The organism is Paenibacillus dendritiformis (assembly GCF_015845845.1).
In the GTDB taxonomy this organism is placed as follows: Bacteria; Bacillota; Bacilli; order Paenibacillales; family Paenibacillaceae; genus Paenibacillus_B; species Paenibacillus_B dendritiformis_C.
Window position 1 is genome coordinate 1 of sequence record NZ_LDIG01000278.1, and the last position, 22945, is coordinate 22945.

19 protein-coding genes and 2 pseudogenes are annotated in these 22945 nt (G+C 51.0%); 15 read left to right on the top strand and 6 right to left on the bottom strand.

Going from position 1 to position 22945, the window contains the following annotated elements:
* From ABD76_RS27525 to ABD76_RS27535, 3 genes and pseudogenes are all read left to right on the top strand, one after another.
* On the top strand, window positions 1–3046 hold a 3046-nt coding region (locus ABD76_RS27525), incomplete at its 5' end, for a condensation domain-containing protein (RefSeq protein ID WP_197260081.1).
* Window positions 3047–3219: 173 nt separating this feature from the next.
* Window positions 3220–3567 carry an aminotransferase class III-fold pyridoxal phosphate-dependent enzyme gene (locus ABD76_RS27530; RefSeq protein ID WP_197260082.1) on the top strand — a complete coding sequence of 116 codons (348 nt, stop codon included), beginning with the start codon at window positions 3220–3222 and terminating at the stop codon, window positions 3565–3567.
* A 12-nt stretch (window positions 3568–3579) separates the two neighbouring features.
* Window positions 3580–4652 (top strand): annotated as a pseudogene (locus ABD76_RS27535) (aldehyde dehydrogenase family protein).
* A gap of 112 nt (window positions 4653–4764) precedes the next feature.
* Here ABD76_RS27535 and ABD76_RS27540 read toward each other — a convergent pair.
* Genes ABD76_RS27540 through ABD76_RS27555 form a run of 4 tightly spaced genes read right to left on the bottom strand, consistent with a single transcriptional unit; the run spans window position 4765 to window position 8468 of the window.
* The gene (locus ABD76_RS27540; protein ID WP_197260083.1) at window positions 4765–5832 is read right to left on the bottom strand and encodes an ABC transporter permease; all 1068 of its coding nucleotides are present in this window, start codon (window positions 5830–5832) and stop codon (window positions 4765–4767) included.
* Window positions 5825–6928: an ABC transporter permease gene (locus ABD76_RS27545; protein ID WP_197260084.1), complete on the bottom strand. Its 1104-nt coding sequence runs from the start codon at window positions 6926–6928 to the stop codon at window positions 5825–5827. The genes ABD76_RS27540 and ABD76_RS27545 overlap by 8 nt, the downstream gene beginning before the upstream one ends.
* 11 nt (window positions 6929–6939) lie before the next feature.
* Window positions 6940–7875: an ABC transporter ATP-binding protein gene (locus ABD76_RS27550; RefSeq protein ID WP_197260085.1), complete on the bottom strand. Its 936-nt coding sequence runs from the start codon at window positions 7873–7875 to the stop codon at window positions 6940–6942.
* The gene (locus tag ABD76_RS27555) at window positions 7872–8468 is read right to left on the bottom strand and encodes a TetR/AcrR family transcriptional regulator (protein ID WP_197260086.1); all 597 of its coding nucleotides are present in this window, start codon (window positions 8466–8468) and stop codon (window positions 7872–7874) included. The genes ABD76_RS27550 and ABD76_RS27555 overlap by 4 nt, the downstream gene beginning before the upstream one ends.
* Before the next feature lie 325 nt (window positions 8469–8793).
* On the opposite strand from ABD76_RS27555, the gene ABD76_RS27560 reads away from it, so the two are divergent.
* Window positions 8794–9192 carry a hypothetical protein gene (locus ABD76_RS27560; protein ID WP_197260087.1) on the top strand — a complete coding sequence of 133 codons (399 nt, stop codon included), beginning with the start codon at window positions 8794–8796 and terminating at the stop codon, window positions 9190–9192.
* On the opposite strand, the gene ABD76_RS31130 is transcribed toward ABD76_RS27560, so the two are convergent.
* Window positions 9093–9689 carry an endonuclease/exonuclease/phosphatase family protein gene (locus tag ABD76_RS31130; RefSeq protein ID WP_420901980.1) on the bottom strand — a complete coding sequence of 199 codons (597 nt, stop codon included), beginning with the start codon at window positions 9687–9689 and terminating at the stop codon, window positions 9093–9095. The genes ABD76_RS27560 and ABD76_RS31130 overlap by 100 nt on opposite strands.
* Before the next feature lie 179 nt (window positions 9690–9868).
* Between ABD76_RS31130 and ABD76_RS27565 the strand changes: the two genes are divergently transcribed.
* The 6 genes from ABD76_RS27565 to ABD76_RS27590 all read left to right on the top strand — a co-directional run bounded on the left by ABD76_RS27565 (window position 9869) and on the right by ABD76_RS27590 (window position 19678).
* Window positions 9869–11161, top strand: coding sequence for a helix-turn-helix domain-containing protein (locus ABD76_RS27565; RefSeq protein ID WP_197260088.1), 1293 nt, complete (start codon window positions 9869–9871; stop codon window positions 11159–11161).
* A 260-nt stretch (window positions 11162–11421) separates the two neighbouring features.
* Complete coding sequence (locus tag ABD76_RS27570) at window positions 11422–12228, top strand: AraC family transcriptional regulator (protein WP_197260089.1); 807 nt, start codon at window positions 11422–11424, stop codon at window positions 12226–12228.
* A 78-nt stretch (window positions 12229–12306) separates the two neighbouring features.
* Complete coding sequence (locus ABD76_RS27575; protein ID WP_197260090.1) at window positions 12307–13272, top strand: proline dehydrogenase family protein; 966 nt, start codon at window positions 12307–12309, stop codon at window positions 13270–13272.
* An 871-nt stretch (window positions 13273–14143) separates the two neighbouring features.
* Window positions 14144–16102 (top strand): putative thiazole-containing bacteriocin maturation protein, encoded by a 1959-nt coding sequence (locus ABD76_RS27580; RefSeq protein ID WP_197260091.1) that lies wholly within the window; start codon window positions 14144–14146, stop codon window positions 16100–16102.
* On the top strand, window positions 16099–18048 hold the full coding sequence (locus ABD76_RS27585; protein ID WP_197260092.1) for a TOMM precursor leader peptide-binding protein: 1950 nt from the start codon (window positions 16099–16101) through the stop codon (window positions 18046–18048). The genes ABD76_RS27580 and ABD76_RS27585 overlap by 4 nt, the downstream gene beginning before the upstream one ends.
* A 40-nt stretch (window positions 18049–18088) precedes the next feature.
* Window positions 18089–19678 (top strand): SagB family peptide dehydrogenase, encoded by a 1590-nt coding sequence (locus tag ABD76_RS27590; RefSeq protein WP_197260093.1) that lies wholly within the window; start codon window positions 18089–18091, stop codon window positions 19676–19678.
* A 92-nt stretch (window positions 19679–19770) separates the two neighbouring features.
* Here the strand turns inward: ABD76_RS27590 and ABD76_RS27595 are convergent, their stop codons facing one another.
* A complete protein-coding gene (locus tag ABD76_RS27595; protein ID WP_197260094.1) occupies window positions 19771–20169 on the bottom strand; it encodes a hypothetical protein in 399 nt (132 codons plus the stop codon).
* Window positions 20170–20683: 514 nt separating this feature from the next.
* On the opposite strand from ABD76_RS27595, the gene ABD76_RS27600 reads away from it, so the two are divergent.
* The 5 genes and pseudogenes from ABD76_RS27600 to ABD76_RS27620 form a co-directional block, all read left to right on the top strand.
* Window positions 20684–20959 (top strand): hypothetical protein, encoded by a 276-nt coding sequence (locus tag ABD76_RS27600; RefSeq protein ID WP_197260095.1) that lies wholly within the window; start codon window positions 20684–20686, stop codon window positions 20957–20959.
* A 188-nt stretch (window positions 20960–21147) separates the two neighbouring features.
* Complete coding sequence (locus ABD76_RS27605) at window positions 21148–21531, top strand: GntR family transcriptional regulator (RefSeq protein WP_197260098.1); 384 nt, start codon at window positions 21148–21150, stop codon at window positions 21529–21531.
* The gene (locus ABD76_RS27610; RefSeq protein ID WP_197260096.1) at window positions 21528–22394 is read left to right on the top strand and encodes an ABC transporter ATP-binding protein; all 867 of its coding nucleotides are present in this window, start codon (window positions 21528–21530) and stop codon (window positions 22392–22394) included. The genes ABD76_RS27605 and ABD76_RS27610 overlap by 4 nt, the downstream gene beginning before the upstream one ends.
* Window positions 22387–22623, top strand: a complete 237-nt coding sequence (locus ABD76_RS27615; protein ID WP_197260097.1) for an ABC-2 transporter permease — start codon at window positions 22387–22389, stop codon at window positions 22621–22623. Before ABD76_RS27610 ends, ABD76_RS27615 begins: the two co-directional genes overlap by 8 nt.
* Before the next feature lie 111 nt (window positions 22624–22734).
* Window positions 22735–22945: pseudogene (locus ABD76_RS27620) on the top strand (IS1380 family transposase); the annotation flags it as partial.

Here is a 22945-nt window from a genome sequence, read left to right on the forward strand (position 1 = left end):
CGGCGACCGTGTCGGACTGATCGGCAAGCGTTCCATCGAGACGATGGCGCAAGTACTCGGGATTTTAAAAGCGGGAGGAGCCTATGTGCCCATCGATCCGGACTACCCCGAAGAACGCCGCTCGTATATTGCAGAGCATTCGAGCAGCAAGCTGGTGCTCTCGCCGGGAATGTGGGAGCGGGAAGGAATGGAGAGGTATTGCGCTGCGGACGTGACATGCGGCAGCCAAGCAGGTGATGCGGCATACATCATCTATACCTCGGGCAGCACTGGCCGGCCGAAGGGCGTCATGACGGGCCACAGGGCGGTCTGCAATACGATTCAGGATATGAACCGCAAGCTGGGGATTACCGGGAGCGACCGCTTTATCGGACTATCCTCGATGAGCTTCGACTTGTCCGTATATGACCTGTTCGGAGCCTGGAGCGCGGGGGCAGCGCTCGTGCTCGTGGCCGATCAGCGCGATATGGAGAACGTGCTTCATACGGTCAAGGAGAAGGGGATTACCGTCTGGAACTCGGTGCCTGCCCTCATGGATCTGGCCGTCGCGTGCATGCAGGAGGACGAAGCGGTCCTTCCTCTCCGTTCCGTGCTGCTTAGCGGCGACTGGATTCCGTTGAACCTGCCGGAGCGAATCAAGCAGCGGTTCCCGAAGGCCGACGTCATCTCGCTCGGGGGTGCGACGGAAGCTTCCATCTGGTCGATCTACTATCCAATCGGACAAGTCCAGCAGCAATGGAAGAGCATCCCTTACGGCAGGCCGTTGGCGAACCAGAAATTTTATGTGCTTAATTATGAGCTGGAACCGTGTCCGGTCGGAGTCGAGGGAGACCTCTTTATTGGCGGCATCGGTTTGGCCGAAGGTTATTGGAATGATGACGAAAAGACGGCAAAGGCATTTTTAAGCCATCCCAAGCTGGGCCGGCTGTATGCAACAGGGGATCGCGGCAGATGGAACACGGTTACTGGCGGCACGTTCGAACCATCTGATGCGGGAAATGAAAGTGGATGCGGCGGTACGGGCTTGTCCCAAGCCGCAAACGGCCGGGATTTGTACATCGAGTTTTTGGGGCGCAGAGATGATCAGGTGAAAATTCGGGGCTACCGCATCGAGCTGGGGGAGATCAGCAACTGCTTGATGGAGCATGAAGCGGTTCGCCATGTCATTGTGCGTCATGTCAATCGGGCTGACGGCAGCGCATCCTTATGCGCGTATTACGTGGCTGACGAGGATCAAGCGGAGAATTTGCGGGCACATGCCGTCCGGAAGCTGCCGGATTATATGATACCGTCTTATTTCGTGCGAATATCAAGCCTGCCGATGACTCCGAATGGAAAGGTTGATTTTCGCGCGCTGCCGGAACCGGGATGGTGCGAGATGGCGGACAAAGAAAGCTGTGTCGCGCCCCGGACGGAAACCGAAATGAAGCTGGCCCGTCTATGGCAGGAGATTCTGCAAAGCGGCCCCATCGGCATTCGCGACGGCTTCCTGGAGCTTGGCGGCAACTCCATTGCCATGGTGCAATTGGTCAATCGCATTCGTATGGAGTTCGGGGTTCAGCTGTCGCTCCTTGAATTTATGAAAGCGCAGACGATCGAACAGCTGTCACAGATTGTGTACCGGATGAACCGGGAACCTGGCGCAGAACAGGATTCGTATTCCAGCAAGGAGCGCAAGACGGAAGCGCCTTTATCGTTCTTCCAGGAAGGCTTGTATGTATCGGAGCTGATGAGCCATGCTTCCCGCTGGTGCATTGCCGCTTCCGTCATGATTAGCGGGATGCTCGACGCAGGCCGGTTCCTTCAAGCTGTTCAGATCGTTGTCCAGAAGCAGGGCTCGTTAAGAACGGTAATTCGGCAAGGGACAGACCATCCGATCCAGAAGCAGGCTGCATGCGATCAAATTGAAGTTCAACAGCTTGATGCCGCGCACCTGTCCGAAGAGGAGCGTGCGAGCTATGTAGAGTACGTGATGGCAGCAACCGACCGGGAAGAGTTCGATCTCAAGAACGGCCCGCTTTTTCGTCTACGCCTGCTGCGCCTGGGCTTGGACAGCCATGTATTCGTTATCGGCCTCCATCATATGATTGCCGATGAGTGTTCGTTCGCTATCTTCATGAGAGAACTAATCGCGGCTTATAGCGGATTAGGGGAAAGCAAAGAGTTCCGGCTCCCGGAACTGCCTTATCAATATGTGGATTACGCCTGCTTGCAGCACGAACGGCAGCAGGCGACCATTGCAGCCGAAGTTGCTTACTGGAGACGCCAGTTAGCGGGACGCCTTTCCTATGCCGCCATCCCTGGACGAAAAAAAGCGCGTTCCGCGCCGCTTTCCCGTGGGCGGTACGTGCATTTTGAATTGGATGATCAACTCGTGTCCGATTTTGTTCAATTATGCCATAAGGAGAAGGTTACGTTGTTTACGGGTTTCTTGTCGGTATTCGCAGCCCTTATCTATCGCCTCTCCGGGGACGAGGATATTATCGTCGGTGCGCCTGTATCCAGCAGACAGGGCCGGGATATGGAAGACATGATCGGCTTCTTTACGAACGTGGTCGCGCTTCGGACGCGGATGCATCACGAGACGAGGTTTACAACTCTGCTGCAAGATGTCCAGACAACCGTACTTGGGGCGCTGCAGCATGCCTTAGTGCCTTTTGACAGAATCGCGCGCGAGCTATCGTTGGACAGAAGACTGCTTCACTTGCCGCATGCTCTTGCTTTTAACTACTTTGATTCCTTCAAGAAGGCGTATGAGCTTCAGGATGTGCGGATTGCGCCATTGCAGTATTACGAAAAAGAAGCCGTCCCGCATCAACTCGGGCTAACCGTCGAGCATGCCATGGGCCGATTCAATTGCGCCTTCTCTTACCAAGAGGAGCTTTTTGAACGGACCTCCATTGAACAGATGCAGCATTATTTCAAAGAAATGCTCCATCAGGCTGTCGCACATGCCGACCGTATCCCAATACTGGATTACCCGTTGACGGGAGAGCAGTCGAAGCAAGCAAATCGGCGCAGCTTTGAGGAAACGTTCCGCTTGTAAAGGCGGCTAACGCAGGCTCGGTAATGACAAGAAGGGGATGCTGTCCGCTTTCCATAGCAGGAAATGGACAGCATCTTGCTCCAAGCTTCATCCATCATATATTGAATATTATTTAATCTCATTAACAAGCGGATTCTTTAATCACATTAAGTAATTAGGAAAAGGAGGCTGTCATGGGCCACATCAAGATAAAAACATCGCTGCCGGGACCTCGATCCCGCCAGCGGCTTAGCGAGATGGCAAGCCATGTGGCAAAAGCAAAGGTGGAACGGACGCTCGTACCCGCCATCATTGAAAGCGCGTCAGGGGCGTTAATCAACGATCTCGACGGCAATACATGGATCGATCTCGCAGGCGGGGTGGGGGCGATGAACGTCGGACATAGTCATCCGCTTGTGATTACGGCCGGGCAACTGGACGAAGCGCTCGATGTGCTGGAAGCAGCATTGATAGAAGCAGAAACCGAATTCAATTCAACTGGCTCGCTTCCAGATTCAGCGCGGGTGAAGGAAACCGTATAGAGGAGGGGTAAGATGAAGATTGGAAATCTTATTAACGGACAATGGGTGGCGTCTACCGGGGATCAAGTGCTCGTCACCTATAATCCGGCAACCGGAGAAAAGATGTACACAATGAACGAAGCCTGCCCAGCGGAAGTCGAACAGGCTGTTGCCGCTGCGAAAAAGGCCCTTGCGAGCTGGAGGAAAGTTCCTGCGCCCGTGCGCGGCGACATGATGTACAAGCTCGCCCATCTGCTGACAGAGCGCAAGGAGCAATTAAGCAAGCTGCTGACGCAAGAGGTGGGCAGAGTTATCATTGAGTCGGAAGGGGAGGTACAGGAAGCGATCGATATGGCTTATTACATGGCAGGGGAGGGACGGCGCATGTTCGGGGAAGTCGTCCCCTCGGAATTGCCGGAAAAATGGGCGATGGCCATTCGCGAGCCGATAGGCGTCATCGCCGCGATCAGTGCCTTCAACTTCCCGGTTGCCGTACCTTCGTGGAAAATCCTGCCCGCGCTTATATTGGGCAATACGGTCGTCTGGAAGCCCTCTCCTCATACGTCGGCCACGGCGGCCATGTTCGCGCAATGCTTTCAGGACGCCGGCTTTCCGGCCGGCGTGCTTAACGTCATTGCGGGAGGCGGTGCCGCAACCGGTTCATACCTTGTCTCTCATCCGGATATCCATATGATATCGTTCACCGGATCATCCGAGACAGGCCGGCAGGTATATGAAGCCGGCGCAAGGCATATGAAACGGATCTCCCTGGAACTGGGCGGCAAGAACGCGATTATTGTATTAGAGGATGCGGATATTGACCTGGCTGCAGAAGCCATCGCATGGGCGGCGTTCGGCACGAGCGGACAGCGCTGCACGGCGGCGAGCCGTGTCATTGTGCAGGAGTCGATTTATCCATCGGGATTGTCTATATCAATCACGGCACGACGGGCGCCGAGATTCAGCTCCCCTTCGGCGGAACGAAGCATACGGGCAACGGGGCGCGAGAAGCCGGACAAGCCGCGCTTGATTCCTTCAGCGAATGGAAATCGGTCTATATCGATTACAGCGGCCGATTGCAGCGGGCCCAAATCGATAAGAACTAAGGCCGGCATCGGACAGTAGCGGAAGTCGAAGCGTCCTTCATGCCGCCGCATAAGCGAAGAACCTCCAACGTCGCGGCTAATCGCGAGCTGGAGGTTCTTTTTTGATTCATGCTTAATAGGCGGTGTTGCTGCTGCGCTGCTTCGTTTTCCATGCTGCAATGAAGAACAAGATCGTGGACAATCCGACCAGCAACGCCAAGTAAGGGACTGCGGCAGCAAAGCCAAGGCCGGATTGCAGATTCTCGATCGCCTGCGCGATCCAGCGCTGCGGGAAGATGCTGCCGATCAGGCGCATCGACTCCGGCATATAAGCGTACGGCCAGAAGGCGCCGGAGAGAATGGAGGAGGGAAGGATAACAATAACCGCAATATACCATAGCAATCCATCCTGATTGATAAATGCGGAGAACATCATGTAGAGCGCCGCGCTAAGCAAATTCGCCGAGAACAGTACCGCTAAAAATTGAATCGTATGCTCCATGCCGAAATCAAAATTGCATAGCAGGGCAAAGAGATAATACATCACGGAGGCAATCATCGAACTGATGAAATAGGCTAATCCGATGCCGGCCAGATAGCTTGTGGAACGGATGCCGCTCATCAGTATCCGGCCCTTGATTCCGTTCTGTCTTTCATGAATCAGCAAGCCGGCGAGCAGGGAGCCGCCTGTTAAGAGCTTGAACACGATAACGCCGAGGGAATTGTTCACCGGGATGCCTTTCTCGGCCACCTCATTCACATTCACTTCTATGCTTGCCGTCTTCGCGTCTGAAGACAAGGCATTGATTTGGGTAGTAACCAGCGTCGTCAGCAGGGTAGCGATTTCCGATTGGCCCGTGTGAAAGAACTGAATGTTAGGGGATTTACCCTGTTGCCATTGTTCAGTCGCTCCTTCTTCTACGACAACCGCGATTTCGACGCTTCGCGTACGTATTTTCTTTGGAATGTCATCTTCATCGATCGTAAGCAGCTTTACCCCATCCAGATTTGCAATCGCGCTTTGTACGGCATCGCCAACAACGCCGTTGTCCTTGTTGATGATCGTTATCTTTTGCGATGTGTTGTAGGCGAACAAGAAAGAGAAAATGAACAGCATGAGGACAGGGGTAACAATGATCGCTTTCATATACTCTTTGTTGCGCCGAAAACGGCGCCACGTATTGCGGAAAATGCTACGCATGGCTCACAACCCCCTTCTTCGATACAGCGGTGCCGCGGTTGGCCTTAACGCGGTAGATGAGAAGAATCAGGAGCGAAGCGCCAAGGCAGACACCCATCGCTATCCATACGGCTGTGTCCAGACTGCCGCTATACAGGTACGTTAATGCTTGGTTGCTCCAGTAAAGCGGACTGATCTTGATAAGGGTAGAGACGACAGGGATGTTCTCCAGCATCGAAATCGGCGAGAAGGCGCCGCCAAGAAATCCGATCAGGACAACCGCCATCAGCACGACACCGTTAATAAGCAGCTTATTCTTCATTCCCATGCCGACCATCGCCCCAAGCGTGGAGCTGAACACCGCAAGCGTCATCAAGGTAACAAACATAAGCAGCGTATACTCTCCCCAATTCACATCAAGCAGCAGGGAAGAGAAAGCGTAAATTTCCGCGATTTGCAGCATGCCGATAAGCAGGCCGAAAGCGATTTTGCTAACGATCATCGTGCGTACCTTCGCCCTCGACAGCTTGATTCGTTCAATCGTGCGAAGTTCTTTTTCATTGCTGACGCTGTGCGCGATGATGCTGGCAATATATAGCATAATAAGGCCAAGTCCGGAAAAGGTGAAGTATGCAAAGGAATTCACGGTGTTGCCTTGCAGCACCGTAGTGGACACGTAATTGGATTGCGCCGGTTCGGCTGCATGAACAATACTTTGCTCGAACAGCGATCGCAGCAGCTTGCCGCCAAGCTGTTCATTATACGGGGAGCGGTAATAGTCGAACCCGCGATCATGAATCGTGATGACAGCATATGCCTCTTGGCGATTGACTTGGTTGACAGCTTCCTCATAAGAATTTACCTTCTCGAAGCGAATTCCCGTATCTGCATGAACCTGATCCTTAAAAGCGTTAAATTTCTGCAGATTATCATTCTCTTCATTTACGACATAAAGGGCTCTGCCCTCATAAAACGTGCCCACTCGTCCTTCCATGTATCGTTCAAGCGAATAGCTCATCAGCAGAATCAGCACGATGGGGACGAGGAACATGAAGATGACGTTCGCTTTGCGGCGCGTAAACTGGCGAAAGTCTTTTTTCAAAAAAGAAAGCATCATGCCTCTTCCTCCTAGTCTCTTAATTGTTTCCCAGTCAACGATAAGAACACAGTTTCCAGACTAGGCGTTTCATTCACGATATCATCGATCTCAAGGCCTGCCGCCGCGGTGGCCATAACGATAGGTTCAATCACTTTGGCATCCTTTTCATAGAAGCAGTCGCACTGCGCCGCTTTGATTACCGTCTTTGTCACTCCTGGGATCGACAGCAGCGAGCGCTGCAGCGCTTTTGCGTCCTTGATGTTCTGCGAGAACGAGATCGAACACATCTTCATTTCATTCACCATGCCCTTAATCTCCTGCTTCGTGCCGTTGGCGATGACCTTCCCATGATCAATGATGGCAATCTTATTGCATATTTCATTGACTTCTTCCATGTAGTGGGACGTGTAGATAACGGTGACGCCCTCATCCCGCAACCGAAGAACGCTCTCCAATATATGATTCCGCGACTGCGGGTCGATGCCGACCGTCGGCTCATCCATAATAAGCAGCTTAGGCGAGTGGCTGATGGCGCAGGCGAGATTGAGACGCCGCTTCATGCCGCCCGAGAAATGATCGGCCCGCTTCTCCTTCACCTCTTTTAAACCGACGAAATCCAGCGCATGCTGCGCTCTTTGCTTGACCTCGCTGTTCGAAAATCCATACAGGGAGCAGAAAAACTCGACATTCTCCTGTGCCGACAAATCAAGATAGATGGCCAATTCCTGCGGCACAAGACCAATATGGCTTGACCATTGATCGATCGTCTTGCCGTCCTCGAATACGATGTGTCCCTGATCAAAGTTCAGCAGCCCAGTGACGGCATGGATGGTCGAGCTCTTGCCGGCCCCGTTCGGCCCGAGCACGCCATAAATATCTCCAGGTTCCACCTGCAGATTGACTCCGTTAACAGCCACATCATCCCCGTAACGCTTGACCAGATTCTGAATCGTCAATAAGCTCATTTGTGTTCCCCTTTCCCAAATATCGTGTCAACTATTAATGAGATAAGTCCATCCATCGTGTCGGGCAATGCCTCTTCAAGGAGTTGGTTGCGGTTCATCCATGTCATAGCAATTACTCGCATCAAATTGGCGACGGCCTTCCATTTGCAGTCCGGATCTTTGTCTGGGATAGCTTCCAGCACCATCATCGTTGTCCGCTGCACCGTGTGCTCGCTGGCAGCAGTGTCGATCCCGTTCCGGACGGATAGGGCGGCCAGCTCATCGGCGGATAAATACGCAAACACGTTATGGTCCCCATACACCAGATGCTCTAAATAACGACGCACGCCCTCCTTATCCAAACAACCTTTCTCCGCAATCAGATTCTGCAACTTCTGCTTCATCTTGCTGCGCTCATATTGAACGAGCTCCAGGACAAATTCGTCTTTTGACTTAAAAAAGCTGTAGAAGGTCCCTTTGGCAATCCCGGCGGATTTCGCAATATCCTCAATCGAGGATTTGCTTAAGCCGTATGCCTTAATTCGTTCAAATCCGTTCTCAAGCAATTTCATGCGGATGCGCTCGCGGGTCTCTTTATCAAAAATGTTGGGCATGGTTCATCCTTTCAAATTAATGACCGAAAATTACTTTTAAGTCATTTTAAAAGTGGGCCAATTGGCTTTCGTTTAGGGTTCACCCCCCTTGATCCGTCCGGAGATGTTTCCACCAAAATACAAAACCAGTATAATCCATTTAATTTGACTTGGCAACAAAATGTTTCCTTTAGTAAACATTTGATTTCCCAAAAGAAAAGGGAAGGCAGCAATAAAAGACTAAGGCCAAAAACCCAGGACATATCTTGACAATTTGTATACGTTTGTATACAATCAACATCGTAACGAAGTGTATACAATTGTATACAAATGGAGGGGCTTTATCATGAGAAATGAAAAATTCAGGGACTTCAAGAAAGAGGGTCATCATCGTGGCGAACGGCACAAGGGAAGAGGCGGTTCACATCAACATGGACCAAAAACTTTCCGTCGAGGGAGGGCACTTGCTTTTTTAGAGATGATGAATCTTAAGCGTTCAACCATTAAGCAACAGTTAGATCAACCCGAGTTTCAATCGATTCATCAAATTTTAGTCGGGGAATTAAAAGCGATCGATATGGTAATCAACGAATTTATTGAGTTATTTGAAATTCATGAAAGTGAAGAAATGGAGATGCATAAAAATCAACACATGGAGACTTCTGTATCGGAGAATACAGACTCTATAGATAATGGTGAGAAAGGGAATGAATCCGATGATCTGATGCCGCAGGAAGGCTCGTAATAACCTCGGTTGAAGCAATATGGAAATGCCGGCACGATGACATGCGTCTGTTGCGAATCGTTGCAGCTTATGCCATACGGAGCAAGACTTAAATGCGTAACGTATATTTTGACGAGGTGCCTGTGGATGTGCACGGAGACTTCCAACACAGCACGCTTCTCGAAATGTAAGGGCGAACGATGAAACACATAGTTATGCCGGGATACGATGGGGAAGCGGGACAAGACGGCATTTCCATACTGTTCAGGAACAGAACCGCTTTTCGAAGAAGATGAAATGGCCGGGCCAAAAAAGGAATGACGCATGCATAAACGATCGGATAACCAAGTTAATTGATCCGCATAACCGCTTCTCCGGGAAAAATGTTTGTCCACTTCATTCAAACCAATGATATCCGCTTGGCTATCTTCTATGCCTTGAGCAATTCGCTCCAGATTTAATTTCCCATCGATTCCTCTACCATGATGAATGTTGAACGTTGCTACCTTGATCTCCATGTTTTTCCCACCAACACGAGTATAGGTACTTTACAGCTAGTATGATCCAAAATACGGTTCATCCCATGCCTAACGGCAAGGGCTTTCTCAGCTAAATATCTGTAAAATGTTTGTGTTATGCATAAAGACATGGTAAAATATAGGTGGTCAATTATTTTCATTACCGAAGGAGTGAAGCTGTGAGCACCCTTGCTACGAAGCCAAAGAGCTTGGGGGAGCTAATACACTACCATCGGCAGAAGAAGGAAATGACTCTGTCGAAGCTGCAGGAAGCGGTCGGCATTGATAAAGGCAGCCTGTCGAGAATTGAAAACAGCGAGGTCAAACGCCCTGATTTTCAATCCATCTTGTCCATCGCTGCGGTATTAGACATTCCCCATAGTGACATCGTAGAAAAGTACATCGAGATTGGACATAAGTCGGAAGTCGTATACACTATATTACAGAACGAATTAACAACACTTGAACATCCTTCGCTGATACCGAAAATAGCCGCAAAGTTTCTTGAATCACCAAATGAAGACAGCCTGTATTTAGTAGGGAAATTGTATCGCGATACAGATCCTATCGATAACGACTCCATTAAACTTTCGTTGTACGACCTCATCCTTGATTACTCACGTTCCCACGGAATTATGCCTTACATAGCTAAAAGCATGTATCAACGTTATCTTATTGAACGAAATGATTTCAGCAGATTGAAGGAAACTTACTATAGCGGAAAGTACATTTTGCATTACATCGATTTCTTGCCGCAAGACGAGCAACTAGAGTTACACTACAAATTAGGGGTTCATGCTTACAACTTGAGGTTCTACAGCGAGAGCATCGACCATTGCAAAAAAGTACTCGCGGAAGATGGCGGTCAAAGTCCTTACAAAATATACGCGCTTGGTGTGCTTAGAGACGCGCACTTTAGTATAGGGGAATACAAAGAGGCTGAAGTGTACTCCATTCAGTACAAGCAATTCAACTATCCGCATACGCAAGAGAATATTGGCCTTATGGATGCATTATTTGCTGCAACGAAGGGGAATAACAAGCAAGCCATCGAACAGCTCTTATCGTTCCTTGAGACTTGTAGTGATATTTCGGCCATCCCTGCATCCAGACAATTGCTTCGTTTGTACCTACAACAAAACAGTCTCGAAGACGCTAAAAACCTATTAGATAATTGCAAAATCAATCCGCCTGATATAGGCACTAGTAATCCTTTAATTTGTTCTAGGTATGCTGATTACTTGCAGGTTAAGGGAGAATATTACCTTGCTGTTGGAGATTACGACAAATGTATAACTTATATGGTGGAAAGCGCATTGTGGCATTCCAAAGTCAACGATACTGCTAAAGAAAAAGAGTGCCTTAACAAGGTTATGCGTATCCACTTAGAGCACAATGTCTCCCCACAATCTACATTTGAAAAATTGAGCGCATACTATCAAAGCGCCAAAGAAATGGAGGATCAAGCATGAAGAACTTGATGAAAAAACTATATGTCAAATCTCTTTTCTACACAGTTATCTTCGTAACTACGGCGGCGGCATTCTCTGGTGACTCCGGAAGCATTCATCCTTGGTAAAGCACCTTCATGGTGCTTTTTTTATTTTTGTTCATATCATGCTTACGGTCACAGTTATATCAATACGAACCGTAACTATTGTGATAAACTAGTACGTACACGTCAGGCATTGGCCTGGCATGATCCGGCTTATTCAAATTTGGAGGCTTGTAGATGGCGGATGTGACCTTTTACCGTGACGAAGCGCTGCCTTTTCTGGAGGCGAAGCGATGCCATAAGAATGACCTGGCGTATCAGAAGCATTTTCACGAGGAGTATTCCATCGGTTTAATCGATGAAGGCGAAACGAAGGCATGGTGTGATGGCCTCTTGTGGCACGTTGGAACGGGACGAATGATCAGCTTCCCGCCGCATATTCTCCACGCCTGTCAGCCTGCGGAAGATGCGCAATGGAAATACAAAATGCTGTTCATTAAACCGGAATGGTTCGCTCAGCTTGAAATGCCCGATATCAACCGGCTTCATATTCCGTTCTTGCTCGAAAAGGGGAAGAATGAAGCTTGCAGCAAGCTGCTCAATCGTACTATGGACGCACTGATCCGGAGCGGGTCGCCGCTCGAAACCGAAACGGCCTTAATCGAACTGGTGCACAAGCTCGTAAACAAGCATGCCTCCGATCTGACGCATGAGCCTAATGGCATGCTGGAACCGAAGTACGTCAATCTGATCAAGGAATATATCCATGCGCATTATACGGATCGGATCACACTGGAAACGCTGGAGCAGAAAGCCGGGATCAGCCGTTATCATCTCATTCGCATGTTCAAGAAAAGCACGCATTTACCGCCTCATGCGTATCAAAATCTATTGCGCATCAATCATGCCAAGAGGGAATTGAAAAATCGGCGGCCCATTGCCGAAATTGCGGTGGACACCGGCTTCTATGATCAGAGCCATTTTGCGAAAGCCTTTGCTAAAATCGTCGGGACAACCCCTCAAACTTATGCCATGTCTGTATAGATAAGCGCAATTTTTTACAATCCTCTCCTCCTGTCCTCTTGTACATTGGATCTGTAAGACAAGAGGAGGGACCACTTGATGGTGACAACGACTAATTTGGAAAAAAAATTTGCCGAGGCCATGAAATCCATTGCCCGCCGAGCCGATGTGAAGACTTATGTCGAGCAGACGCCGGCCATCTACCAGCTGCTGCAGCGTGCGGCGGCAAAGTATGTGACGGGGGAGGATCGGCAGGATGGTCTTGAGGCAGGTCGACAGTTGGCTGATAAAGGGTACGCCATCTCACTTGAATATATCGGAGAAAATACGGTAGATGTCCAAGCTTGCGAAGCGGCGGCGCTGGAGCTGTCGCTGCTTATTCATGCGTTAGCAGAGCGCGGAATAGCTCGCGTGTCGTTCGATCTGTCCCACATCGGCTTATCGCTAGACGGCGATCTGGCATATAAGAATCTGACAGTACTTGGCGCTCTAGCGCGGCAAGCCGGCATCGAGCTGTTTGTCAGCATGGAAGAGTCGGCCAAGACCGACGCGATACTCTCGATCTATGAAAGAGCGACAGCCGCATATGCGAACATCGGCATTACGCTGCAGGCACAATTGAACCGGACGGCTCAGGACATGAACGGCTTACAGTCCATTCCTGGCCGGATCCGCATCGTGAAAGGGGCGTATCAAGAGTCGGATCATCTCGCGATACCGCGTTCATCCGCCCTAAATGAGCGATATGTGCAGCTTGTGGAGCAGGCCATTCGCATAGGCCATCGCGTGTCGATCGCCACCCACGATGAGTCTATCATTGATGAGGTCATCAAGCGGAGATGGATCCATGAGCCGGGTGTTGAGTTCGAGCTGTTATACGGGATTCGGCCGGATTTGAGCCAATTGAAGAAGGCGGGTTATCCCGTTCGCATTTATTTAACGTATGGCCGTGAATGGTATTTGTACCTATGCCACCGGATCGCCGAATATCCTCCTAATCTATTCCAAGCGATCCTCGACATCACGGGCACCGGAAAGGCAGATCCCGTGCTGGAGTATGAATAAGTCTGAGTCTGGCACCACTCGACTGTATCCTCTTTACGTCCATCCCCAAGTTGAAAACGGCAAGCCATTCCGGTTTGCCGCTTTTCCGTATTTTCAGCCGCTCTATCAGCCAGGGAAACTCCATGTACTTCCCCATCTTTTATTCAAATTGGTCGAAGACTACAAAAATGCTGCAGAGTACCGTTACTGGATACTGCTCTTGCTCCTGTGTCGTGATATGGCCTTGCGCATAGTCATCGTAAATCTCTCCAGCAAACCTGCGTAACCATTTTTTGGTAGGTAGATGTCATAGGAACACTAGCGGAGCGAATTTCATAAGATATCTCGTCAAGATTGGGGATGGGCAGCTTGCCGAGGACCCAGATCTCAACATTCTGAATTTAATGATTGTCACATGCAGGGACAGTGAAATGAATGATACGGAGGGTATAAAATGAGCGATTTTCAGAAGGATCTGCAAAACTTGAATGTCGGCCAGTTCAGTTCGACGGGGATGACGCCTGCGTCGTGGCAAAATCAGAGCGGCCCGGGTGATCCCCGCTTATGTGTTGGCGTTTGCTTTTTTTGCGCCGGCTTTTGCGGCGGCTTTTGTTCATGCAGCAACTGTTTCCGCTGCAGCAGTTGCTTCCGCTGCGGTACCTGCGCGCGTTGCGGAGGCTGCGCTCGCTGCCGCTGAGTACCGATAAGCTCGCTTGGCGATCCGCACACACGGTATGCCCCTGCAGATGTCTCTTCCTGCAGGGGCTTTTCCTTTTTTCGTTTCAGGCATGAAGGACAAAACGCTCTACATAACTTAAAAGCGAGGGGGAAACCGAAGTCCTGCGTACAATGCGGTTTTTCCTCCGGCAAAACCTTAAGGAGGAATAAAAAATTGAATCCTTCTGTGCGTCTGAAAGTGAAAGGGGATACGTTCTTTCTCCCCGATTCAAATGGTGGCGTCTACTTTCGCAACAATACGGGTTCGTTCCGAATGGAAGGCGACATGGTCGATCGATGGATTGAAAAATTGATGCCCATGTTCAGCGGGGATTATTCCATGGCGGAGCTGACGGACGGGCTGCCGGAACCGTACAGGTTACGGGTTTATGAAATCGCGGAAGTACTGCTCAATAACGGCTTTGTCCGGGATTCCAGCCTAGACCGCCCGCACAGCCTCCCGGAAGCGGTAGAACGGAAATATGCCGCTCAGATCGAATTTCTGGACAGTTTGGGCGGTTCGGGCGCTTACCGCTTTCAAACCTATCGCCAGGCTAATCCGATTGCGGTCGGTTCCGGTCCGATATTTGTCTCGCTCGTTGCGGCCTTGTTGGAATCCGGGTTGCCCCGGTTTCGCATGCTGATCACGAACCGGGCGACCACGGATCGCCAGCGGATCTCCGAGCTTACGGCGACCGCACGTCTATCGGACAGCGAGATCGAGGTCGAGGAGATCTGTCCGTCGGATGACGGCTCCCTCGATTGGCCGGAAATCGTACGGCTGGGGGATACCGTTCTATACGTCGCTCAGGATGACGATCCCGGAGAGCTTAGAGCACTGCACGCGGCCTGCAGGGACGCGAAGAAGCTGCTGGTACCTGCCATTTACTTGCGACAGGCGGGCATAGCAGGGCCGTTGGTGCACCCGGATTCGGATGTCTGCTTCGAATCCGCATGGCGCAGGATTCACCGAACCGCCCTTGGCGATGCGGATCGGCCGACCGCCGTCTCTACAACGCCGGAAGCCATGCTCGCGAACGTAGTCGTATTCGAATGGCTTAAGACCGTGTCGGGGGCGACGGCTTCGGAATTGAACGGACAGCTGTTCCTGCTGAATCCGGAAACATTGGAAGGCGAGTGGCATTCGGTACTTCCCCATCCACTGGTCAGGGGCCTTCGTCCGGCCGAGCCTGCGGATCCGTTCGACCTTCCGGCCGATCAAGGTACGGCACGGCAGGAAGCAGACCGTCTCCTCTCCTATTTCTATCGCTTGACTTCAGCGAAGACCGGCATTCTTCACCGTTGGGAGGAAGGGGATTCGAAGCAGCTTCCGCTCTCGCAGTGTCGCGTCCAGGCAGTCGACCCGCTGTCGGAAGGCCCCGCCGAGCTGCTGCCGCAGATCGTCTGTATGGGAATGACGCACCATGAAGCAAGGAGGGAAGCGGGCTTGGCCGGCATCGAGGCGTACGTATCGCGACTGGCCGGGGTTCTGAAGGCGGCCGGATCTGCGCAGCCGGATTCCGCAAGCCTGCTCGAGTTGCAACCACAGGAATATGTAGGGATCGGAGCGGGAGAGACAGCAGCGGAAGCGATCCTCCGCGGACTGCGGAAATGTCTGTTCGAGGAGCTGAAATGTCGTTCCGATTCCAGCCTGCCCTCCGTGTATCGAATCACATTAAGCAAGGTTGAGGACGATTTTTGCCGCTATTGCTTGCGCGCATTGGAGACGATGCAGGAAGCCCCGGTAATCGGACTGGGACAAGAAGCTGCGGGCTTTCCGGTCGTCTGGGTCGGTACGAACGGTTACTGGTACGGCGGAGCCGGAGTCAACCGCACGATGGCGCTGCGAGAAGCGCTCCGACAGGCGCTGATGAAAATCCAAAACGATGCGGCGGACATCCAAGGCCACATACTGGAGCGCTCTTCGGTCAAGGTGGAAGATGCTTTGCCGCAAAGTCTGGAGATCCCCGGCTTCGATGAGGCGGAATACAGCATGATGCTGCAGTCCGTCCGGCAGATCCTGCAAGGAAACCGTAAGCGGATCGCGGTCGTTGATTTGTCGGCAGAACCGTTTATGAAAGATGAGCTGGCAGGCGTGTTTGGCGTATCGCTGCGAGAGGAGGAGATGCATTGAGCGCGATCGTGACGGTCATCGGCGAAGGACAGCTCGCGGATTTTGTAATGAAGCTATTGTCTGCCGATGACCGCTATCGAGTGGTCAGGCAGAAGAGCATCGAATCCGGAGAAGCGGCAACGGGAGACTTGGCGCTCGTGTTGAACGATGCTTGGGATCCTTCCGTTCATCCTGCGGCGGAAGAGCGGTTCCGACAGTCGGGAACGCCCTGGCTGCGCGGCTTTGTTGCATTCGGAGAGGGGATTGTCGGCCCGCTGGTTCGTCCGGAGGATCAGGGATGCTCCCAATGCGCGGATACCCGGCTCCTGCTGGCGGGAAGCGACCGCAGGGAATCGTGGGGCCTGCAGCAGAAGCTGGCGTCGCATGGCGGGATTGCCCGGGACGCTTGGGCGTCTCGCACGGGATTATTGCAGGTGGCGCACCTTGTCGCGGCAGAAGCCGTGAAGATGCTGGAGGGCATGCAGCCGGAGACGGACAGCCGGATGTACTTGATCGATCTGCGTACGATGAAAAGCTCGTCGCACTTCTTCCTGGCCGATCCGCTGTGTCCGATCTGCGGCCGATTGCCGGAAGACGATGCGGAGACGGCCCGCATTGCGCTGCAGCCAAGCCTGAAAATCAGCGACGGCACGTACCGCTGTCGTTCGATAGATGAACTGAAGGATGTTTTGGCCAAAGACTATGTAGATGCCAGGACCGGTTTGCTTAACGGAAAAATGGCCGACCTTGTGTCTCCTTTCGCCGATGCGAGCATCAATTTGCCCTTGTTCGGCGGGGATGAGGCTTGCGCAGGCCGGACCCACTCCTATGCGGATAGCGAAATGACGGCCATCCTGGAGGGATTGGAGCGTTATTGCGGTCTGTCGCCCCGCGGCAAACGAACCGTCGTTCATGACAGTTTCCGCAATGTGCAGGACCAGGCGCTCGATCCTCTCCGTGTAGGCGTCCATGCGAAGGAGCAGTATGAACGCTCCTGCTTCCCGTTCAAGCCCTTCGATCCCGAACGGCCGATCGATTGGGTATGGGGCTATTCATTCCTGCAGGAGCGTCCGATTCTCGTACCGGAGCTGCTGGCCTATTACAGTGCGGGCTGCGGACACGGATTCGTCTATGAAACGTCAAATGGCTGCGCGTTGGGCGGCAGTCTGGAGGAAGCGATCTTCTACGGGATGCTGGAAGTGGTGGAGCGCGACTCCTTTCTCATGACCTGGTATGCGCGGCTGCCCCTGCCTCGCCTGGATCTCCGCTCGGTCCCGGACCGGGAATTGAGATGGATGACGGATCGTTTGGAGGCTGTGGCGGGCTATGACATGTATTTGTATAAATCGACAATGGAGCATGGCATACCAAGCGTGTGGGCGCTCGCGAAAAACAAGAAAGAGCGGGGCGTGAACCTCATTTGCGCGGCGGGCGCCCATCCGGATCCGATCCGCGCGGCAAAGAGCGCGATCCACGAGGTGGCCGGCATGCTGCTCACGGTCAGCGAGAAATTCGAGGAAAACCGTCAGCAGTATAAACGGATGCTTCTCGATCCATACCAGGTCGTTCAGATGGAGGACCACTCCATGCTGTACGGGTTGAAACAGGCGGAGGAACGGCTCGATTTTCTGCTGAATGACGATCGTCCGATGCAAACGTTCGCCGAAGCGTTCGAACCGAAGGGCTGGAACGCCGATCTGACTGATGATCTGAAGGGCATGTTGCATGTTTTTCGACAACTGAATCTTGAAGTGATCGTGGTCGACCAGACGACTCCGGAGACGCGCCGCAACGGACTGTATTGCGTGAAAGTACTCATTCCCGGCATGCTCCCGATGACGTTCGGGCAGCATCTCATCCGGGTGACGGGACTGGACAGAGTGCTCAGGGTCCCTGCGGAGCTGTCTTATTCGCCGGAGCCCTTGTCGCCCGAGCAGCTGAATCCATATCCGCACCCGTTCCCATAATGGCTATGGGGCGGCGCGGTTGAAGCCAGGGAGGAAAGCGATGAGTCTGATGAATCTGGACGATTTTCTTCACCATTTGCAATATGAGCCGGATAAGGTCAAGCCCTTGGATTGGGAGACGGACTGGGATGACGCGCCGCTTCCTTACAAGCTTTATCGCGGCTTGCCGATGTTTCCGTTATCCAGAGAAGTGCCGTCTACGCTCGAAGGCAGGGATACGCCCGGTGTACCCAGCCTCCGCGATATCGGACATTTCCTCTACTATGTATACGGGCTTACGCAATTGACCCAATCCGTCATGGAACGGGAGCCATCGAAAGAAACGGGAGGCGTCTTGCAAATATGCCGGCGCTTCGTTGCTTCCGGAGGCGGGCTATATCCGAGCGAACTGTATCTCTATCTGAAGCTTGGCGAATTGCCTGCCGGCATATACCATTACGATGCGGCGCATCATCGGTTGGTGTTGCTGCGCGAAGGGTATTTCGACGATTATTTGGCAAAGTCGCTCGGTCATCGCTGCGACGCGAACGGTTGCTTCGGAGCCGCGTTCGTATCTATCGCTTACTGGAAAAATTTTTACAAGTACAACAATTTTGCCTACCGGCTGCAGGGGCTGGACGCCGGCGTTGTGATCGGACAGCTGCTCGAAATCGCGAAACGATTCGGATTTTCGTCTGTCGTGCATTTTCAATTTCTCGATCAAGCCATCAATCATCTGCTCGGACTATCGGAACAGGAGGAGAGCGTGTATGCGGTAATCCCGTTATCGACGGAACCGGCGATCCGGTCGGTGGAAAGCGGGAACGAGGAGGACACGGTTTCCGCCTCCGATCTGTGCCGGGAGGTGTGGCCAATCAGTCATGATCACTATGTCAGGTCGCGGCGGATCGCAGATTATCCGCTGCTGCTTCAGATGAGTGCTGCGTCCCGACTGGACTCGGCGCGATTGTTTCGTCAGATCCGGCAAGATGAGCAAGCAATCCCGGATCAAGCGCTCGCACTGCCTCTGCCGCCTGTAGACCGCTTGTCGTATGATTTGGCGGCGGTGTGCCGCAACCGGTTCTCGCCCGAGACGGAATTTGTCTTGAAGCCGATCGGTCTCTCCCGGCTTGCCGCTCTGCTTCGGGAAGCGACGGCTTCCTTCACGTATCGCAACGACCTGGATGGCCTGCAGGAGCGGCCGGAACCCCGTGTATGCCTTTATGGCTGCTTCTACGGGGTCGAAGACGTCCCGGATGGCGCCTATCGGTACGATGGCGCCACGCATTCGCTGCAGTCGGTGTGCCTTGGAGATCACCGGCAACGGATGCAGGAGGGAATGTCGCTTCCCAATATCAATTTGTCTCAAGTGCCGCTCGGCTTTCACGTGGCAGGGAAGAGGGGGTTCTTCCAATCGCAGCTTGGCAAGCGGGGATACCGTATACAGCAAATGGAGGCCGGGATGCTCGTACACCGATTATTGCTGGCAGCATCCGCCCTCGGGATGGGAGGGCGTCCGCTTCTTGCGTTTGACGCCAATTCCAGCGATGCGCTTTATCGAACGGCTTCCCGGGATGAGACGGGGCTGATTTTTATACCGGTCGGTCCCTATCGTCAACGATTGCGATTGGCAGGCAGTTTGAGCCGTTAAAATAAAAGAATCATCGCTAACAACATTGACGCAAACGGTCATGTTGTTAGCGATGAAACCCCCTCTTTCAAGAAAGGGGGACTGGACTTCTCTTACCAATGATGAGTATCCCACGAATGATGACCATGCGCGTGGGGATGGTCCCATCGACATGGATGGAACCAATCATGATGGTCGCCGACCGGGCAGCAATCCCACCCTGAAGACATATAAGGATGAAGGCAGTCATCCATATACGGATCCCATGAATGATCCATGAAGGGATGGATCATGGACGGGTAGTGAGCATGCTCCCAGGGGTGAACCATCACGTCCCCCCAAGGATGACACATCCCGGGATGGTGTTCATGATGACGAGGAATATGGTACCAGGTAGAATGGGACTCGTGAAATACGTCATCGCGAGGTCTAATTTCAATAATCGACTGCTCGGATGGATCGGAACCCTGGAAGCCGGCCGGGTTCTGAACGAAAGGTTGATGGTATGTCATGGTTGGTTTTCCTCCTAATCTTTTGAGGGGCAATGCATTGTGACCCCTCTTCTGGCAAATCTCGCTTTCGAAGCCTTCGCTTGGCATAATTTACAATATGCTGAGATTGAAAAAAGGGCACTTGACCCGATAAAATGGGCGGTTGCCCCAAGAGGAGGGGAAGCCGGCCGATAAAAGCTTGAACTCACAGTTAGATAGCTTATTCCACTTGTAAAATGGAGTAAGCAGAAAGGCGATAATGAATTTATTAACCATCTTTTCTTACAAAACTGTAAGAATTTTTAATGATTTTTTTCTTGACGTTCCTTGCTTGTTGTAACTATACTGGTTACAATAGGTTGGTATTTATTAGAATTTTGTTTCTTACTTTAAGCATATGTCTGTTGATTCAGTTCGAAACCATTACATCAGGACATATTCCAGTGAATGCAAATCATCTATTTACCAACTTGTAAAAGCCTTACTCTTAAATCCATCTAATATTTTTGCGGACCCTAGTTCTCAAGTGACTAACATGTCCCAATACCAAGTTGAAAACTCGGTCATCGGCGTAATAACAGATGCGGATACCTTCTATGCGACTGTGGAATATCAGGATTCTCAAGGAAATACTCAGACGGTAGAAATCGATTTTCCGAATGAAAGCAACAAGACCTTTGTAAAAGGGGATAAGGTTAAGGTTAGTAATAAAGATAAGTGGGAAGTGGTGAATTACGGTTCCCTCAAAATAACTGCAGCACCTGGAGAGTTTCTTTCTAAGCTGACTGACGACTCAAAAAACGGAAATTAAAAAGCAGACACAAAAATACCGCGACATTCACGAGGCCAACCAGAATTTTCTGGTTGGTTTATTTTTGTAGGAATATAAAGATGGCGGCAAGCAAGGATTGCGCATTTTTCAATTGACGCATAAGTGAATGGTGTATATAGTATATATATACGGTAGACACTCTATTGACAGCAGCGAGGTGAGGGAACCTGAAAATCATCATATCCAACGCATCGAACGATCCGATTTACATACAGATTCTGAACCAGATTAGACAAAGCATCCTGAGCGGTGAATTGCGTGCAGGGGACAGCCTGCCCTCCATCAGGCAGCTGGCCAAGGATTTGCAAGTGAGTGTAATTACAACCAAGCGTGCTTATGAAGAGTTGGAGAAAGAGAAGCTAATCGACTCTGTCGTAGGTAAGGGTTGTTTCGTATCGGGAGCAAATAAAGAGTTCATTCGGGAGCAGCGCATGAAAAGATTAGAAGAGAAAATGTTAGAAATCATTCAAGACAGTAAGGAATTAAGCATGAGTCAACAAGATGTAATCGATCACTTGACTTTATTGTTCGAGGAGGAACAGACACCATGAATGCAATAGAATTACGTAATTTAACGAAAACATACCCTGAATTTACAGTAGATCAGGTATCTTTGGATGTGAAACAAGGCTACATTACCGGACTCATTGGTCCGAATGGCGTTGGTAAAAGCACCTTGATCAAGATGATTGTCGGCCTGATCCGTCCTGACTCCGGGAGTGTAAAAATACTAGGCTGCGATATGCCGAAACAAGAGATTGACATTAAGCAGCGCATCGGTTTTGTATCTGATGATTGCTTCTATTATGAGCATCTTACTATTCGTGACAAGAAGAAAATGATTGCACCTTTCTATAAGAAATGGAATGAAAAGAAGTTTAACAGTTATCTTGAACAATTCGAGTTGTCTCCCAAGAAGAAGATTAAAGATTTATCCAAGGGGATGAAAGTCAAGTTATCCCTTGCTGTTGCGTTATCGCATGAGGCTGAGCTCCTCATCATGGATGAGCCTACCTCTGGACTTGATCCAGTGTTTAGAAGGGAATTACTCGACCTGCTTGCGGATATGATGCAGGACGAGAGAAATTCGATTATTTTCTCGTCCCATATTACAACGGATTTAGATCGTATTGCTGACTACATTGCTTTCATCAATCGTGGAAAGCTCGTATTCAATGAAGCGAAAGATGAAGTGCTCGAGAGATACGCAATCGTCAAAGGCGACTCAGAGCTGCTCGATTCGGATATTCGAAACAAATTTGTCGGGATTCGCGAAACGGCTGTTGGCTTTGAGGGTTTAGTAGATAATAGACAGGAGGCTGAACAATTGTTCGGGAATTATGCTGTTTTTGACACACCCTCCTTAGAAGAAATCATATATTTCACCACCAAGGGAGGACGCATTCATGCTTAACTTACTTCGCAAAGACTTCATCGCTTTAAAAAGCTCACTTGGGGTGCTTATCCTTTGTCTGGCTGTATTCAGTATTGCTTTTATACCAAAACATGATATGTCTATTTTTACTGTGGGTATCACGGTAGCTATCGTTGCAGTTAATATGAGTACGATGATAGATGTCAGAAACCATAACTATAATTTTCTGGTTACGCTGCCGATTAGCCGAAAGCATATTGTTCCCTGAATCCGTGAAATGAAATCATAGAAAAGTTAGAAAATGAGCCGCCGGTAAAGTAAAATAAGGAAAAAGGGAAGAATTCCCGTATTTCTTTAACTCACCCCGGAGGTGCCATTGATGAAACCCGTACGTTTTCAACTGGATCAGTCCGTGGAGATGCTGACCGCTCATTCCGGTCTTGCCCTCATTGGCTTGCTCCTTTCCCATACCCAGATTGCCAAGCGCTTGACTCGTTCCTCGCTTCCCGGTGTACATCAACCCACGGTCACTCACCCGGATGTGGTCTACGCGTACCTGGGGCTACTTTGTCAAGGGAAAAGTGACTTTG